Annotated in this window: 15 protein-coding genes; 2 read left to right on the forward strand and 13 right to left on the reverse strand. The window is 65.7% G+C overall.

All coding sequences use genetic code 11. From position 1 onward, the window contains the following. Window position 1 precedes the first annotated feature (1 nt). Window positions 2-829, forward strand: coding sequence for a formate dehydrogenase accessory sulfurtransferase FdhD (fdhD, locus tag BRA1253DRAFT_RS09320; RefSeq protein ID WP_007593366.1), 828 nt, complete (start codon window positions 2-4; stop codon window positions 827-829). Beyond that, complete coding sequence (locus BRA1253DRAFT_RS09325; RefSeq protein WP_007593368.1) at window positions 819-1,052, forward strand: formate dehydrogenase subunit delta; 234 nt, start codon at window positions 819-821, stop codon at window positions 1,050-1,052. Before fdhD ends, BRA1253DRAFT_RS09325 begins: the two co-directional genes overlap by 11 nt. Here BRA1253DRAFT_RS09325 and BRA1253DRAFT_RS09330 read toward each other — a convergent pair. The 13 genes from BRA1253DRAFT_RS09330 to BRA1253DRAFT_RS44390 form a co-directional block, all read right to left on the reverse strand. Beyond that, complete coding sequence (locus BRA1253DRAFT_RS09330; RefSeq protein ID WP_007593369.1) at window positions 1,009-3,996, reverse strand: bifunctional [glutamine synthetase] adenylyltransferase/[glutamine synthetase]-adenylyl-L-tyrosine phosphorylase; 2,988 nt, start codon at window positions 3,994-3,996, stop codon at window positions 1,009-1,011. The two genes, BRA1253DRAFT_RS09325 and BRA1253DRAFT_RS09330, sit on opposite strands and share 44 nt — an antisense overlap. Further along, window positions 3,993-5,447: an ATP-binding protein gene (locus tag BRA1253DRAFT_RS09335; RefSeq protein WP_007593370.1), complete on the reverse strand. Its 1,455-nt coding sequence runs from the start codon at window positions 5,445-5,447 to the stop codon at window positions 3,993-3,995. The genes BRA1253DRAFT_RS09330 and BRA1253DRAFT_RS09335 overlap by 4 nt, the downstream gene beginning before the upstream one ends. Continuing rightward, on the reverse strand, window positions 5,431-6,111 hold the full coding sequence (locus tag BRA1253DRAFT_RS09340) for a response regulator transcription factor (protein ID WP_035969420.1): 681 nt from the start codon (window positions 6,109-6,111) through the stop codon (window positions 5,431-5,433). Before BRA1253DRAFT_RS09340 ends, BRA1253DRAFT_RS09335 begins: the two co-directional genes overlap by 17 nt. 282 nt (window positions 6,112-6,393) lie before the next feature. Continuing rightward, a complete protein-coding gene (locus tag BRA1253DRAFT_RS09345) occupies window positions 6,394-7,977 on the reverse strand; it encodes a Do family serine endopeptidase (RefSeq protein ID WP_007593372.1) in 1,584 nt (527 codons plus the stop codon). 231 nt (window positions 7,978-8,208) lie between these two features. After that, window positions 8,209-8,691 carry a cytochrome c-type biogenesis protein gene (locus BRA1253DRAFT_RS09350; protein WP_007593373.1) on the reverse strand — a complete coding sequence of 161 codons (483 nt, stop codon included), beginning with the start codon at window positions 8,689-8,691 and terminating at the stop codon, window positions 8,209-8,211. 4 nt (window positions 8,692-8,695) lie between these two features. Next, a complete protein-coding gene (locus tag BRA1253DRAFT_RS09355; RefSeq protein ID WP_007593375.1) occupies window positions 8,696-10,678 on the reverse strand; it encodes a heme lyase CcmF/NrfE family subunit in 1,983 nt (660 codons plus the stop codon). Next, on the reverse strand, window positions 10,675-11,184 hold the full coding sequence (ccmE, locus tag BRA1253DRAFT_RS09360; RefSeq protein ID WP_007593379.1) for a cytochrome c maturation protein CcmE: 510 nt from the start codon (window positions 11,182-11,184) through the stop codon (window positions 10,675-10,677). Before ccmE ends, BRA1253DRAFT_RS09355 begins: the two co-directional genes overlap by 4 nt. A 37-nt stretch (window positions 11,185-11,221) precedes the next feature. Then, window positions 11,222-12,337: a c-type cytochrome biogenesis protein CcmI gene (ccmI, locus tag BRA1253DRAFT_RS09365; RefSeq protein WP_007593383.1), complete on the reverse strand. Its 1,116-nt coding sequence runs from the start codon at window positions 12,335-12,337 to the stop codon at window positions 11,222-11,224. Window positions 12,338-12,468: 131 nt separating this feature from the next. Further along, window positions 12,469-12,738: a hypothetical protein gene (locus BRA1253DRAFT_RS09370; protein WP_007593394.1), complete on the reverse strand. Its 270-nt coding sequence runs from the start codon at window positions 12,736-12,738 to the stop codon at window positions 12,469-12,471. A 100-nt stretch (window positions 12,739-12,838) separates the two neighbouring features. Beyond that, window positions 12,839-14,239, reverse strand: a complete 1,401-nt coding sequence (locus tag BRA1253DRAFT_RS09375; RefSeq protein WP_007593396.1) for a hypothetical protein — start codon at window positions 14,237-14,239, stop codon at window positions 12,839-12,841. Window positions 14,240-14,398: 159 nt separating this feature from the next. Beyond that, window positions 14,399-15,775, reverse strand: a complete 1,377-nt coding sequence (locus tag BRA1253DRAFT_RS09380) for a sensor histidine kinase (RefSeq protein ID WP_035993063.1) — start codon at window positions 15,773-15,775, stop codon at window positions 14,399-14,401. Window positions 15,776-15,896: 121 nt separating this feature from the next. Then, entirely contained in the window at window positions 15,897-16,568 is a 672-nt protein-coding gene (locus BRA1253DRAFT_RS09385; protein WP_007593400.1) for a response regulator transcription factor, read from the reverse strand. 230 nt (window positions 16,569-16,798) lie between these two features. Next, the gene (locus BRA1253DRAFT_RS44390; protein ID WP_007593402.1) at window positions 16,799-16,954 is read right to left on the reverse strand and encodes a hypothetical protein; all 156 of its coding nucleotides are present in this window, start codon (window positions 16,952-16,954) and stop codon (window positions 16,799-16,801) included. Between the last annotated feature and the right edge of the window lie 109 nt (window positions 16,955-17,063).

Raw genomic sequence — 17,063 nt, forward strand, 5'->3', positions numbered from 1 at the left:
CATGCACGTGCCGGTCCAGGCCATCGACCGCGAGATCTGGCGCGACGGTGTCGCGACCGAAGGAGCGCGGCTGATCCCGGAGGAGACGCCGCTGGCGCTGACTTACAATGGCGGCACCTACGCCGTCATGATGGGAACGCCGCAGAACCTCGAAGATTTTGCGGTCGGGTTCAGCCTGGACGAAGGCATCATCAAATCCGTCGATGACATCAAGTCGCTCGAAATCGTCCGCCTCGACGACGGCATCGAGCTGCGCATGTGGCTGGCCTCGGAAGATGCCGCGCGCATCAGCGAGCGCCGCCGCCACATCGCCGGCCCGACCGGCTGCGGCATCTGCGGCATCGACTCGATTGCCGAAGCTGTGCGGCCTGCGGCCGTCGTGCCGCAGGGACAGACGTTCACGCCCGAGCAGGTCATGGCGGCGATGCAGACCATCGCACCGCTGCAATCGATCAATTTGCAAACCCGCGCCGTTCACGCCGCCGCGTTCTGGTCGCCTGCCGGCGGTATCGTCGCGCTGCGCGAGGATGTCGGCCGCCACAACGCGCTCGACAAGCTCGCCGGTTCGCTGGCGCGCAGCCGCACGCCTGCAAGCGGCGGCATCGTGCTGCTGACGAGCCGCGTCTCGGTCGAGATGGTGCAGAAGACCGCCGCCATCGGCGCGCCGGTGATGGTCGCCGTCTCTGCGCCGACCGCGCTTGCGGTGCGCACCGCGGAGGCCGCCGGCATCACGCTGATTGCCATTGCCCGCCAGGACGGGTTCGAAGTGTTTTCGCATGGCAGCCGGGTTGTCACCCGTCATGCCACGGAGGTTGCCGATGTCGCCTGACCGCCTGATCTACATGGCCAACCAGATCGGCACGTTCTTCCGGAGCCAGGGCCACGACAAGGCCGTGCCGGGGATCGCCGACCACATCAAGAAGTTCTGGGACCCGCGGATGAAGCGCGCGATCTTCGCCCATCTCGATGCCGGCGGCGTGGGCCTGGAGCCGAACGTGCGGGAGGCGCTCACCTCGCTGCAGCAGGCGACGTCCCTTCCAGCAGCGCCCTGAACACACGGCGCACCTCGCTCTGCGTTTCCTTTACGCGCGCCTCCAGCGAGGAGAAATGCGGCGCATCGCCGGCGCGTGCCATCACGCGCAAGAGGTCGGTGCCGGCAGTCTCCGGCTTGAACCGATCGCTGACGCAGAGCCGCAGGATCTGCGTCAGGTCGTGATAGAGCCGCGCTGCGGCCCGCAATATCTCGGTCTCCGATTGCGACAGCACGCCCAGCCTGCATGCATTTTCCAGCACCTGCGTGGTGCCAACGTCGAGAATCTCCGGCTTCTCGTGCGCATGCACGAGCTGGAGATATTGCGCGATGAAGTCGATGTCGACCATGCCGCCGGCGGCATATTTGAGATCCCAGCAATCAGCCTCGCCCTTCTCCTGGGCGATCGCACGCCGCATGTCGGCAACATCGTTGGCGGTGATTCCGGGATCGCGGCGACGAGTCAGGACAGCGCGGATGACGCGTTCAATCCGTTCCCGGAATTCGGGCGAAGCGGACACGACGCGCGCACGGGTCAGCGCCATGTGCTCCCAGGTCCAGGCCTCGTTGGCCTGGTAGTCCGCGAACGAAACGAGGCTCGAAGCCACGGGGCCGGCGCGCCCCGAGGGGCGCAACCGCATGTCGATCTCGTAAAGCACCCCGTAATTGGTGCGCGTCGTGAACGCGCTGATCAGGCGCTGGGTGAAGCGGGCGAAGTAATGTGCACCTTGCAGTGACTTCGCACCGTCGGAGTCCGGATTGTCGCTGTCGAAATCGTAAAGCAGGATCAGGTCGAGATCGGACGACGCGGTCATCTCGCGACTGCCGAGCCGGCCCATCGCGATGATGGCGGTCTCCTGCCCCTTGATCCGGCCATGCTGGGCGGCGAAACGGTCGGCGACGAGGCCATGCACGGTATGGACGATGCCCTCGGCGACGTCGGCAAAGGCCGTGCTCGCCTGCTGTGCCGAGACCGTGCCTGAGAGAATGCGCGTGCCGATCAGGAACAGGCTCTCCTGCCCGAACAGACGCAGGCGGTCGAGGAACTCTTCGTAAGAGCCCGCATCCTGCACCGTCGTCGCAAGTCGCCCCGACAATTCCTGCCTGTCGGGCATGGCGCCGAAGAAGCGCGGATCAATCAGGCCGTCCATCAGTTGCGGCTGCCGCGCAAGCATCTCGCCGAGCCGAGGCGCCGCGCCCAGCACCAGGGCCACGAGCGCGACGAGATCGCGGTTCTGCCCGAGCAGCGTGATCAGCCGGCCGCCGCGCTGAAGCGCTCCAAGGAAATGGTCGAACGCCACGACGGCCCGATCCGGCTCCTCGGCATGAGCGAGACCGTCGATCAGGGCCGGCACGAATTCGACGAATGCGTTTCGCGTCGCCTCATTGCGGAACACGCGGTAGTCGCCGGTGATCCAGTCGCGCACGGTCTGCGCGACGGCGGCAGGCTTCTTGAAGCCGAGTGTCGCCAGGTACTGAAGCAGCCGCGGATCGTCGGGACCCGCACTGTAGTCGAGCGCCGGCAGCTTGGCCGTGCCGGTCGGATCGTCGCCCTCGAACAGTTTTTCGTAGTGGCCCTGCACGATCTCGAGCTGGCGCAAAAGGTCGCGGGCAAAGGTCTCGCGATCCGGATAGCCGAAGAACCAGGCGAAACGCTCGACCGCCTCCTTGTCCTCGGGCAGCGTGTGGGTCTGCTCGTCTGCGATCATCTGGAGGCGATGCTCGACCCGACGCAGGAATTGGTACGCCGTGGTCAGCTCGTCGCGCGCCGCAACCGTGATCCAGTTGCTGGAAGCGAGCACGCCGAGCGCGGCGAGCGTCGGCCGTACGCGCAGTTCGGGATGTCGCCCCCCGGCGATCAATTGCTGGGTCTGGGCGAAGAACTCGATCTCGCGGATTCCGCCGCGCCCGACCTTCACGTTATGCCCTTCGACCGCAACCTCGCTCTGGCCGCGATAGGTCTGCATCTGCCGCTTCATGTCGTGAACGTCGGCAAGCGCGGCGAAGTCGAGATGCTTGCGCCAGACGAAGGGCGCGATCTCGGCGAGCAGTGCTTCGCCAGCCCTGGCGTCGCCGGCGCAGGCGCGCGCCTTGATCATCGCGGCGCGCTCCCAGGTGCGCCCTTCCCGCTCGTAATAATGCAGTGCGGCGTCCCGCGAGATCGCCACCTGTGTCGAGGACGGATCAGGGCGCAGCCGCAGATCGACCCGGAAGACGTAGCCGTCATAGGTGCGCTGCTGGAGGATGCGCGCCATGCCCTGCGTCACCCTCACGAAGAACGGCTGCGGCTCGATGTCAGGCACGAGTGTCGTGTTATCAGGGTCGAAGAACACGATGAGATCGATGTCGCTGGAATAGTTCAGCTCGCCCGCGCCCATCTTGCCCATCGCAAGCACGATCAGCCCGCAGCCCTGTTCCGGTGCTTCGGGATTGGGCGGCGAAAGCTTTCCACGTGCGGCTTCCTGCCGCAGCAGGTGCTGCAGCGCCGCCTGCACGGAGCAGACCGCAATATCGGTCAGCGCCGCCGTTACCCGCATCACCGGCCAGACTCCACCGATGTCGCACAGCGCGATCAGAAGTGCGGCCTCTGCCTTCATGCGGCGAAGCAACCGCATCAGTTCGGCTTCGTCGAGCACTGCGAGCACCGCTCCCCTCGCCTCCGCGATCAGTGCGGCAAGATGCGCATCGGGATCGCATTCGAGCAGCCGGATCAGGCGCAAGGGATCGGCGCGCACCAGATCGAACAGATAGGGCGAGAATTCGGCGATGCCGGCGAGGACATTGGCGGCGAAGGGATGAACCAGCAGCGCCTGGAGACGGGCCGATTGCGCCGGCTCGAGCTCGGCCAGCCAGTTTTCGAAGCGTCGTTCGTCGGTGACGGAAGCGGCAATATGGGGAGCCTCCGCGAAGCGTGCGGCAAGTCTCTCACCATGCTTGTCCGCGTTTCCCGGCGCGGAGTGGTTCATGCCACCTTCTGTGGCACATCCGGTATTGGAGGAGCAACCCTGTCGCCCGCGAGCGCCGGCAGCACCAGCGTGGCGACGAGGCCCGGATGGGCATCGCCCAGCCGCAATTCGCCGCCATGCAGCGTTGCAACCGCAGACGCAAGACTGAGGCCGAGGCCGGAGCCCGGCAGCGTGCGGCTGGCTTCAAGCCGCACGAATCGCTCGACGGCATGCTTGCGGTCGGCCTCGGGGATACCGGGGCCGCGATCGGTGACGCTGAGCAGCACTTGGTCGCCCTCGCGTTTCGCCTCGATCGTGATCTGCCTTGAATCCAGGCTGACCACGGTTCCACCTGTTAGCGCGACCGGCTTGCCGTATTTGATCGCATTCTCGACCAGATTGGCGAGCGCCTGGCTGATCAGTTCGCGGTTGGCGTGCACCGGCGTCGGATCGGCCTCGACCTTCAGCGTCATGCCGTCGTCTTCAGCCAGCGGCTCGTAGAGCTCGTGGATGCCGTGTGCGACATCGGCAGCGTCGAAATCGTCCATGTTGCCGCGCGCCTGACCGGACTCGGCGCGCGCGATCATCAGCAGCGCGTTGAAGGTACGGATCAGGCCGTCGGATTCCTCGATGGTCCGCTCCAACGCGGCGCGGTAATCGGCCTCGCTGCCTGATTTCGCCAGCGCCTCCTCGGCGCGGTTGCGCAAGCGTGTCAGCGGCGTCTTGAGATCGTGGGCGATGTTGTCGGAGACCTCCTTCAGCCCCGCCATCAGCGCCTCGATGCGCTCCAGCATGGCATTGAGGTTTTCGGCGAGGCGGTCGAGCTCGTCACCGCTGCGTCCCACCGGCAGGCGCTCGCTGAGATCGCCGGTCATGATGCGATGGGCCGTCCCGGACATGGCGTCGATGCGCCTGAGCACCCTGCGCGCGACGAAGATCCCGCCGCCCAGGCCAAGCACCACGACGATCAGCACCGACCATTGCGCGGCCTTGGCGACGATGCCGAACAGGCGCCGCCGCTCGGCGAGGTCGCGGCCGATCAGAAGCCGGAAGCCATTCTCGAGCTCGGTGACGCGCACCAGGGCGCGATGGTCGCGCTCGTCCGCATCCTCGATGCGCCGATATGCCGTCTCCGACCAGCCGCGCGTCGCCATCACACCGGGCGCCAGCGAGCCGACATTGCCGGCGATCGCCTGCCCGGTCGGCGTGGTCACGAGGTAGAGATTGGCGCCCGGGCGCAGCGCCCGGTACTCAATCGCAAGCACGAGACCGCGCAAGCCGCGCCGGCCGTAGATCTCGTTGATCTCCGAGGTCTCGGCATTGACCGTCTGCGTGATTTCCTCGGTGATCAGCCGCCGCGTATTCCAGGCGAAATAGGCCAGCAGCGAGGCCGCGAACATCGCGAACAGCAGCAAATAGACCAGCGTCAGCCGGAATGCCGTGGTGCGGACGAGTTTACCGAATGCCGTCACGGATCATGTATCCCGCGCCGCGGATCGTGTGCAGCAGCGGCCGCTCAAAACCCTTGTCGATCTTGGAACGCAGCCGCGAAATGTGCACGTCGATCACGTTGGTCTGCGGATCGAAATGATAGTCCCAGACGTTCTCCAGTAGCATGGTGCGGGTCACCACCTGGCCCGCATGCTTCATGAGATATTCGAGCAGGCGGAATTCGCGCGGCTGGAGCGTCAGTTCGTCCTTGCCGCGCGCGACGCGATGGGAGAGCCGGTCGAGCTCGAGATCGCCGACGCGGTACAGCGTGTCCTCGGCCGGACCGCCACGGCGGCGCGACAGCACCTCGACCCGGGCCAACAGCTCGGCGAAGGAATAGGGTTTCGGCAGGTAGTCGTCGCCGCCGGCGCGCAAGCCCTTGATGCGGTCGTCGACCTGGCCGAGCGCGGAGAGAATCAGCACCGGCGTCGAATCGTCCTTGTCGCGGAGCGCGCCGATCACCGACAGGCCGTCACGCTTGGGCAGCATGCGGTCGACCACTAGCACGTCGTAATCGCCGTTCTCGGCCATGGCGAGGCCTTCCTCGCCGTCGGCGGCGTGGTCGGCAATGTGCCCGACCTCGCGAAACGCCTTCACGAGGTAGTCGGCGGATTCGCGGTCGTCTTCGATGATGAGGAGGCGCATCGTGCGTTCGGCAACGGTCAAGGGAGTGAGCCTTCTCTAAACATGGCGCGAGCGGCAATCGCATGCAAGCCGAGTGAACGACTCTGGCATCGAGAAAAAGGCGGGCGGTGAAGCTGGGGGACTTCACCGCCCTAGGCCTTCCGACGGAGGGGGGCGTATTCCACCGGAAGGTAGACAGGGGAAGCAAACGTTGCGCTGCTCCCCCGAAGGGCGCCGTCGGCGGGGGCGACTGATGCCGGCGACACCCTTCATCTCGGAGGCCTCCTGAGGCCTGGCCCTTGGTTACCCCTTGGCGATGGGCACGGCGACGAAGCGCGACTGGCCGCCGCTCTTCACCCGCATCAGGACGCTGTTCTTGTTGTCGGTCCGCGCCGTGTTGATGGCGTCGCGGACTTCGCCGGCGGTGCTCACGCTCTTGCCGCCGACTTCGAGAATCACGTCGCCTTCCTTGAAGCCGCGTTCAGCAGCCGCGCTCTTCGGATCGACTTCGGTGATCACGACGCCTTCCTTGCCGGCGCCGGCCACGGAATCGGCGGGCGCGACGGTCATCCCGAGCTTGGGCACATCAGTGCCACGGCTCGCGCCCTTGCCGCTGTCCTTGTCGATGTCGGCCTTGGCCTCGATCGTGTTCGGCAGCTGGCCGAGGGTGAGGTTCACGACCTTGTCCTGGCCCTTGTGCAGCACGTTGAGCTTCACGGTCGCGCCGGGCGCCAGGCCGCCAATTGTACGGGCGAGCTCGCGGGCATCCTTGACGGTTTCACCGTTGACCGACGTGATCACGTCGCCGGACTCGATGCCGGCCTTGGCCGCCGGACCATTCGCCTGCGGCTCGGCAACCAGCGCGCCTTCGGCCTTCTTCATGCCGAGGCTGTCGGCGATGTCGGATGTCACCGGCTGAATCTGCACGCCGATCCAGCCGCGGCTGACCGAGCCCTTGTCCTTGAGCTGCGCCACCACGCTCTTCACAGTGCTCGCGGGAATCGAGAACGCGATGCCGACGCTGCCGCCGGAGGGCGAGTAGATCGCGGTGTTGACGCCCATCACCTCACCGTTGGTGTCGAAGGCCGGACCGCCGGAATTGCCCTTGTTCACGGGCGCATCGATCTGGATGAAATCGTCGTAGGGGCCGTTGCCGATGTCGCGGCCGCTGGCCGAAACGATGCCGGCAGTCACGGTGCCGCCGAGGCCGAACGGGTTGCCGACTGCGAGCACCCAGTCACCGATCCGCGGCTTGCCGTCGGCAAGCTTCGCGAACGGGAAGTTCGAGCTGCCCTCGACCTTGATCAGGGCGAGGTCGGTGCGCTGGTCGGTGCCGATCACCTTGGCTGTGTAGGTCTTGCCGTCGTCGGTGGTGACTTCGACCTTGTCGGCGCCGTCGACCACGTGGTTGTTGGTCACGGCAAAGCCATCAGCCGAGATGAAGAAGCCCGAGCCCTGGCCCTGCACGACGCGGCCGCGACCGCCACCACCCTTCAGGCCCGGGATGCCGTCCGGACCGCCGAAGCGGCGGAAGAATCGCTCCATCGGAGAGCCCGGCTGGAACGGCGACTGCGCGTCATCGCCGTCATCATTGCTCGCGGTCTTTTCCTTGATATTGACCTTCACCGAGATCACTGACGGCTTCACGCGCTCGACGATGTCGGCGAAGCCGATCGGACGCTCGACCTTGCGGACCTCGTTGTTGACCTGCGCATGCGCCGGGCTCGAGAACAGATCGGCTGGCGAGGTCGACGGGCCAAAGCCGTAGACGGCGGCACCGAGGCCGGCGACGACCGAGGCCATCAGCGCGAACTTGCGGGCCGAGAAAACGGACCGGCGGGGCTGCCGGTAGGACGGAAGGTTCGAGAGGTCGGAACGGTCGGTCATGCAGAGATCTCCAGGGCCTTGAAATCCATTTGGTACCTGACGGCGGCACCTTACGAACCTGAAGATGGGGGCTGCCGCCTTACCGTGCGCTGGCGGCGGGGTTAAACTTTTGTAATGAACGGAGAATGCGGATGCGGCAGTTTATCGCGGCCGAAAGTAGTGAGCCTGAAGGAACTTAACGAAGTTCCGGGAACACCCGCGCAGTGCCGGCTTCTGCGCGCAGCAACGTAGCTAGTGAGACTTGGCTTCATCCGCCATCAATGCGGCGAGCCGCGCTTCCTCGTCGGGCGTGAGCGGCGCAGCCGGGACGTCTGCACCACTTCGCGAGCGCCGGCGGATTTGCAGCCATAACGCCAGACCGCCGCCAATCAGCAGCAGCGGCGCGAGCAGCCACAGCAGCATGTTCTGGCGCTCGAAGCGCGGCTTGAGCAGCACGAACTCACCGTAGCGCGCAACCAGGAAATCGAGCACTTGCGAATTGCTGTCGCCTGCCGCGATGCGCTCGCGCACCAGGAGCCGCAAATCGCGCGCGAGCGGCGCATCGGAATCGTCGATCGACTGGTTCTGGCAAACCATGCAGCGCAGCTCGCGCGACAAGTCGCGTGCACGCGACTCCTTCGCAGGGTCCGACATGATCTCGTCGGGCTGCACGGCATGCGCCGCAGGCAAGGCCAGCAGCATCAGCGCGACGAACGCGACCATCATTCGGCGCATCAGATCACTCCGCCGGCTGAAGGCGCTGCTTGGCCCGCGCCGGTTTTGGCGCACCCACCCGCAGGCGCCGGTCCGACAGCGACAGCACGCCGCCGAATGCCATCAGCACTGGCCCCCACCAGATCAGCAGCACCAGCGGCTTGTGATAGATGCGCACGGCAATGGCGCCCTCGGCAGTGGCGTCGCCGAGCGAGATGTAGAGCTGGCTGGCGCCGCGCGTCAGCAGCGCGGCCTCGGTGGTCGAGGAGCCGCGCGTGGTGAAGCTGCGCTTGGACGGCGTCATCACGCTGAGCTTCTCGCCGTCACTGCTGACGTTGAACTCGGCGATCATCTCGTGGAAGTTCGGCCCTTGACGCTGAAACAGGCCATCCAGCTTGACGTCATAGCCGGCGACATGGGCGACGTCGTTTTGTTTCATGGTCGCGATATATTCGCTATTCCAGGTGGTCTCACAAACGATCCCGATCAACGCGACGCCGAGGCCGGCATGCGCAAATACCGAGCCCCAGGCCGAGCGCGGCAGACCGCGGGCACGATGCAGCGTCGTCGCGAACGGCAGGCGAAACAAACCAGTTCGTTCGGCCAGATCCGTCGCTGCGCCGGCAATGACGAAGACGCCAAGTCCGATTGCCAATGGCGCGAGCGCGCTGCCGCCGCGCGCCCAGCCCCAGACCATGGCGACGGCGACGAGCCCGGCTACGCCTGCCGCGAGCAGACGCTGGGTGACGCCGAGCAGATCGCCGCGTTTCCACGCCAGCATCGGCCCGAACGGCACGGCGAGCAGCAACAGCGCGAACAGTGGCGCGAAGGTGAGATTGTAGAACGGCGCGCCGACCGACATCTTGAAATCGGCGAGCATCTCCATCGCCAACGGATAGAGTGTGCCGAACAGCACCACCGCGCAGGCGACCGTGAGCAGCAAATTGTTCAGCACCAGCGCGCCCTCGCGCGAGATCGGCGCAAACAGGCCGCCCTGCTTCAACGACGTCGCGCGCCCGGCGAACAGCGACAGGCTGCCCCCGATGAACAGGCAGAGAATCAGGAGAATGAACACCCCGCGGGTTGGATCGGTCGCGAAGGCATGCACCGAGGTGATGACCCCCGAGCGCACCAGGAAGGTCCCGAGCAGCGATAGCGAGAAGGTCAGGATTGACAAGAGGATGGTCCAGACCTTCAGCGCGTTGCGCTTCTCCATCACCAGCGCCGAATGCAGCAGCGCGGTGCCGGCAAGCCACGGCATTAGCGAGGCGTTCTCGACCGGGTCCCAGAACCACCAGCCGCCCCAACCCAGTTCGTAATAGGCCCAGTATGAACCCATGGCGATACCGAGCGTCAGGAAGATCCAGGCGACCAGCGTCCACGGCCGCACCCAGCGCGCCCAGGCTGCGTCGATCCGACCCTCCAGCAGCGCCGCGATCGCGAAGGAGAACGAGATCGAGAAGCCGACATAGCCGAGATAGAGCATTGGCGGATGCACGGCGAGACCGATGTCCTGAAGCACCGGATTGAGATCGCGTCCCTCGATCGGCGGGTTGGCGATGCGCAGGAATGGGTTGGAGGTCACCAGGATGAAGAGATAGAATGCGCTGGCGATCCACGCCTGTACGGCCAGCACATGCGCGCGCAGCGACAGCGGCAGATTGTTGCCGAAGGCGGCCACCAATCCGCCGAACAGCGCAAGGATCGACACCCACAAGAGCATCGAGCCTTCATGGTTTCCCCACACGCCGGTGATCTTGTAGAGCAGCGGCTTCATGGAGTGGGAATTCTCGTAGACGTTGACGACCGAGAAATCCGACTCTACGTGCAGCATCACCAGTGCGACGAACGACGCACCGACGAACAGGAGCTGCACCAGCGCGGTGGACCGCGCCACATTCATCAGCGCGTCATCACGCAGTCGCGCGCCGATCAGGGGCACGATGGACTGGATCAGTGCCAGTCCGAGCGCCAGCACCAGCGCATAATGTCCTGACTCCGCGATCACCGAATTGCTCCCTGCGGATTGCCCTGTGCGGTCGTGGCCCCGGGCTTGACGCCATCGGAAGCTTTGGCGCCGTAATCATCCTTCCAGTGCCCCTGCTTCTTCAGGGCATCGGCGACGTCCTTGGGCATGTAGGTTTCGTCGTGCTTGGCGAGCACGGTGTCGGCCTTGAACACGCCATCGGCGTCGAGCGCGCCTTCGGCGACGACGCCCTGCCCTTCGCGGAACAGATCAGGCAAAATGCCCTTGAAGGCGACCGGAAGCTTTGCGCCACCGTCGGCGACCTCGAAGGTCACCGCGAGATTGTCGCCGCGCTGGAGCGAGCCGGGCTGCACCAGGCCGCCGAGGCGAAACCGCTTGCCGGGCGCGACGTGCTTCTCGGCGACCATGGTCGGCGTCGAGAAGAACACGATGGAGTCGCGCAGTGCGTTGAGCACCAGCGCGGCCGCGAGCGCGAGCACGGCAAGCGAGCCGCCGATGATGGTCATACGTCGCTGCTTGCGCGTCATGGCGTATCCATTCCCTGCCCGTCTCGTCCTGACATCGTCATCCGTCGAGCCCGAGTGTCTTGAGGCCTTCATCGAGCTGGCGCAACCGCGCTGCATCGTTGGCAACCGCCTGGCGGGCATCGGTCGATGCCCCCACCGCCTTGTCGCGATCACCCATGACGAGATAGGCGCGCACCAGGCGCAGCCAACCCTCGACGTCGTCGCCATTCTGCTTGAGGCGCGTGGCGAGCCGTTCGACCATGCCGCGAACCATGGCGTTGCGATCGCCCTCTTTCATGTCCTTGGAAGCCGCGAGGGTCTCATCCGACAGCGCCGGCATCGTAGCGCCACCGCCGCCGACTCGCGCGAGCGAGCTCTGCACCAGAGGGCGCCACGGCGCATCCGCCGGCGCTTTCGCCAGCAGCGCTCGCCAGATATTGGCGGCGTCGTCCTTGCGGCCGTCCTGCTCGGCGGCGAGACCGAGGAAGTAGTTCGCTTTCGGATCATCCGCGCTGAGCGCGCGCGCGCGCTCGAACTCGGTCTTGGCTTCGGCGGTCACGACGCCACCGGCGGCGGCCGAGATCGCTTCGCCGAGGTCGGACCGGCGCTCCGCACTCTCGCCATTGTAGGTGAGCGAGTTGCGATAGGCGCGCACGGCGTCGTCGAAGCGGCCGAGCCGCTCCAGCACGGGCGCGATTACGTTCCAGCCGCGCCCGTCGGTTGGATTCTTTTCCAGATGTTGCTCGACCTGTACGACCAGATTCTCGAGCGACTGCGCCATGCCGGACCCGGATCCGCGCTCCCGCTGCGCCAGCGGAAAGTCCTGAAGCCTGGGCGAGCCGAGCGGCACATAGACACCAATCGCAACCAGCGGCAGGCCGGCAAGCGCCAACACGGCCGCCGCGCGGCGCCATTTGAGGCTGGATTTCGGTGCCGTTGCGGGCTCGCTTCCGGCCGCGGCGAGCAGCCTGCGGCTGACCTCGACGCGCGCGGCGTCGGCTTCGGGCGCTGCGATCAGCCCTGCGGCAAGATCACGCTCGATCTCGGCGAGTTGGTCCTTGTAGACCGCGACTTCGCTGCCCTGATTTTGCGCGCGTCCGCTACGGCCGAGCGGCAAAAGCACGGCGAAGATCGCCGCGACCGTCATCAGCGCGAACACGAACCATAGCGTCATCTGGCAAGCTTCCGGCAGCGCGCAAGCCGCGCCCACAGGTCGCTTTACACCACGGCCGGACGATGCGGCAATTGACAATTGTCAATTCGGCGCGACCGCGCACAGTCCCGAAACGGTGAAAATCCAACGGCTTAGCCGATCTCGAAGTCCGCGCTTTGAGCGGCGTCCTCGCCATGCCCGTTGAAGGCCTTCAGGAAGTATGTTCCCGGCTCGATAGCGTCGGGCAATCTGATGCGCAACGCCCCGACGGGAACGGGCGATGCAACCCTGGTGACGGTCTCAGGAAGCTGCCGACCGCTTGCCTTCTCGACCAGCACCACCTTCGCGCCTACCATCAGCCTTTGATATTTGGCAACGACGACGCGATTTTCGATTTCGATGGAACTGATAACGGATTTCATGCGCCCACAGATAGAAATATCAGAAAGTTGCACGGCGACCGTAGGGCCAGCCACCGACACCGTCAACCTGAAATTGTGACTGCTGAAATATGCGCCTGGATCAGCTCGCGCGCGACGATTTGCGCTCGCCCGTGGCCGCGTTCTCCGCGGCGCGGCTCATCAGCGAGGCATAATCATCCCCGAACAGCACCTGGCAGAAGCGGATCGCGGCCTGCATCTGCTGCTGCCGATAGGTGCGGACCTTGTGATCGGCGCCGCGCAGCGACTGCACCAGCTGCTCGGTCGAACGCTCGACATATTGCTGCAGGTCGGAATAGGTGCGCAGTGTCACCTCGTTGATCGCAAGCTCGCTCGCATAATTGCGACAGGTCGCGACGAAATCGATCAGCGCCACGGTTTCCTCGACCTCGGTGCTGTCGATCCGCGCGCCCGGCGGAATGTCCTTCTCGGCGCGCTGGCGCAGGATGCGGCGGACGCGGCCGGGAACACTGTCGATCTCGGATTGCAGCGCGTTGGAAATGTCGGCCCGGATCGAGGTCAACTGCTTGCCCCAGGCGGAATCATTGCGCAGGTCGAGCTCGGTACGCAGGCCTCGGACGCCGTCGTGCAGCGTCTTGAGATTGCCGGCGACATTGTCGAAATGACCGCGCTTGATGTCCATGCGCAGGATGGCGGCCACGCAGGACAGGTCATGCAGCGCCATCGTGACCGCGACGCCATAGGGCGTTGCCGCGACACGGATCTCGTCGTCGGACGCGGCAATCTTGATGGCGAGGCGGATGATCTGCCACGGCGCGGTCATCCGCTGCACGACGATGGAGAGCGCGAAGGGCAGCATCTGCGGCGTCTGGAGGACGGGAATGTTGAGCGCCGCAGTCACCGAGGCGATCTGGGCATCGCCGAAGGCGCGCAAAGAGCGCGGCAGCTTCTCGTTCAAGGTGGCGATGGCGTCGCGGACCGCAAGCACCGCCCCGGTCGAATAGAGGTCCTCGATCACGTTGGGCGGACCGACGCGGGCGAGCGCACGCGATTTGTCACCCCCGCCCGGTCCCGTCAGCTCGAAGATGGCATCCGCAGCGACCGCCTGGAGCTTCGAGGCCAGCGCTTCGACTTGCCCTGCGCTGTCGGCCGGCATGCGCGCCAGCGCCGCCTCGAATTCATTCAGCTTGGCCGGAGCACCGTCGCGGCCGAGCCATTGCCAGATCGGAGCCAGCGAAGAGCGGCGGATCTGCCCGGCCCGGATCGGGGCGCCTGCTTCGACCAGGAATGGTTCCAGCACCTGGAACAGCAGCCGCGACAGATCGTCCGTACGCGGCGGTGGGGCCTCGTCGGCTTCCGTCTTGCGGACAATCTTGCGCAGCTGGTCGAGCACGAGGGTTGCCACGGCCGTGTCCTGGCCGCGCTCGAGCGCACGCTCGAACTCCCGCATCAGCAGCGCCTGCGCCTGCGGCGGGAGCTGCGCGAGATAGTCCCTCAGCCGCTCGATCGATGTCTGGCTCATGCGCCCGGGTAATGAACGGTAAAATGGCGGACGTGGGGTCCGTCCTGCTCGATCATAGGTGGGGCCACTTAAGAAGCCGTTTAGGAAGTCGCTCCGAATACCCCTGGTTTCGTCCAGATCGACGTGCCGCAGACCAAATAGTCGCGTCGGAACAAGGGATTATATTCCGGGGAGGACCAGCTCCGCCCGCAGGCCCCCAGTCGGTGCGCGGCCGAGGGAGAGGCTGCCGCCATAGAGCGCAGCGAGCTCGGTCACGATCGACAGCCCCAGCCCCGATCCGGGCTTGGATTCGTCGAGGCGCTGGCCGCGCCGTGAGACCTGGGTGCGCTCGGCCTCCGACAGGCCGCGGCCGTCGTCGTCGACGATGATATGCAGCCGCGGACCGCTGCTCGCCTGATGCGGCGCTTCCACCAGAACTTCGATGAAGACCCGCGAGGCCGCCCATTTGCAGGCGTTGTCGACGAGATTGCCGACCATCTCCTCCAGATCCTGCCGCTCGCCACGAAATTTCGCCGACGGATCGGCCTCGGCCTCGACCACGATGCCGCGGCCGCGGTGGATCTTCTCCATGGTCCGCCGCAATGCCTCGATGGCCGGTGCAACCTCCGTCACCGTCGCGACGACCGAGACCCGCGCCGCGATACGCGCGCGCTCGAGATGATGGGCGACCTGGTCACGCATCACGTCGGCCTGCTCCATCACCTTGGCCGCGAACGGGTCGGTGGCATGCGCGCCGGCCTCGTTCACGATGACCGAGAGCGGCGTCTTGATGGCGTGGGCGAGATTGCCGACATGGGTGCGTGCGCGCTCGACGATCTCGCGATTGGCGTCGATCAGCGCGTTGGTCTCGCGCGCCAGCGGTGCGATCTCGACCGGGAACTCGCCCTCGAGCCGCTCCGCCCGCCCGGACCGAATGTCGGCGATGGATTCGGAGATGCGCTTGAGCGGCGCGAGACCGAAGCGGACCTGAAACACGGTGGTCAGCAGCAACACGATGCCGAGCGCGGTGAACGTGCCGCCAAGGTAGTAATCGAAACTGCGCGTCTCGTCGAAAATCTCGGTGTCGTCGCCGGCGACACTGACGAGAAATTTGCCGTCCGCGCCGAGATCGACCGGCCGCTCCACCATACGCAGATTCTGTCCCTCGGGACCGTCGACATAAGCGATCCGGATGCCGGCGGCGGTAAGCTCGGTGCCCTGCTCTTCCAGCTTCGGCAGCTTCTTGTCCCAGAGCGAGCGCGAGGAGCGCACCTCCGGCTTTTCGGTGTCGGTCCGCGTGATCTGCCAGTACCAGCCGGACAACGGCAGCTCGAACAGAGGCTCGCCGAGCGATTGGAACTGGCGGTCCGGGGGCTCGTCGGGGGTGGCGACCTCGGCGATCAGCGTGCGGAGATAGAGATTGAGCCGGCGGTCGAAGGCGCGCTCGGTGGCATTCTTGTAGACCGACGACAGCACCACGCCGGTGATGGCCAGGATCACCACGAGCCACGCGGTCGCCGACAGAAACAGGCGGTTCGCGAGCGAGCTGGCGGGCATCGGAATGATCCCGGAGGCGCGGGGTGGCATGGGGTCGGAACTCATGACCCGAACAAGGCCTCTGCCGGGCCGCCCGTCAAGCCAAGATACGTCTAGACAAGATAGTCCGAGACACCACGCTTCAAGCGCCGGGGGTCGGCGGGGTCAGGAGATAGCCGAGGCCACGGACAGTCTGGATGATGTCCACGTCGAGCTTCTTGCGGATGCGGCCGACGAAGACCTCGATGGTGTTGGAGTCGCGGTCGAAGTCCTGGTCGTAGAGATGCTCGACCAGCTCGGTGCGGGACACGACGCGCCCCGAATGATGCATCAGATAGGCCAGAAGCCGATATTCGTGCGACGTCATCTTGATGGGATTGCCGGATACGCTGACCCGGCCGGTCCTGGTGTCGAGCGTGACGGGGCCGCAGCTCAGCTCGCTCTGGGCATGACCGGTGGAGCGGCGCAGCAGCGCGCGGATACGCGCCAGCACCTCCTCCAGGTGGAACGGCTTTGCGACATAGTCGTCGGCACCGGCATCGAAGCCCTGGACCTTGTCGCTCCAGCGGTCACGCGCGGTGAGGATCAGGACCGGCATGGTACGGCCGTTGCGCCGCCAGGCTTCCAGCACCGAGATGCCGTCCTTCTTCGGCAGGCCGATGTCGAGCACCACGGCGTCGTAGGGCTCGTTGTCACCGAGATAATGCCCCTCCTCCCCGTCGAAGGCGCGATCGACGACATAGCCGGCGTCGGTCAGCGCCTTGGTAAGCTGGCGATTGAGATCGGGGTCGTCCTCAACGACGAGCAGGCGCACGCTTCTCTCCAGAATTAGGCCGCATGAACACCCGCACAGATGAGCAATTCCGGCGTGAACTGAATATGAACACGGGGAACCGGCCGCGTTACTTTTTGGTCATATCCGACCTGTTCGCGATCAACGCACTGCGCCCGCCAGGCCACCGGACGAACCGGCGGCCTGGCGGGCGCAATGTGCCGCGTTACGCGGCGAGTCGGAAGGTGCGAACCGTCCGGTCGATCTGCCGATCAGGTCCGGAAGAAAACGAACCAGATGACCGCGAGGATCAGGATCGCGAGCCCGGTGGATATGGCGAGCAGCGCCGCCACCGACGGCCCGGGCTCGCCCTGGCGCGCCTCGGTCGGAGTTTCCACGATCTGACGTTGGTCTCGCGTGGTTGCCATGGTGACCTCAATTTCTGGCCGTCGCGTCGGATGGCTGCGACTCCTCGCGGCGGAATGTCCCGTGGCAACGCATGATCGGATATGATGTTCCGGCCTTTGCAGCCGGATC

This window comes from Bradyrhizobium sp. WSM1253 (assembly GCF_000244935.1).
GTDB lineage: Bacteria > Pseudomonadota > Alphaproteobacteria > Rhizobiales > Xanthobacteraceae > Bradyrhizobium > Bradyrhizobium canariense.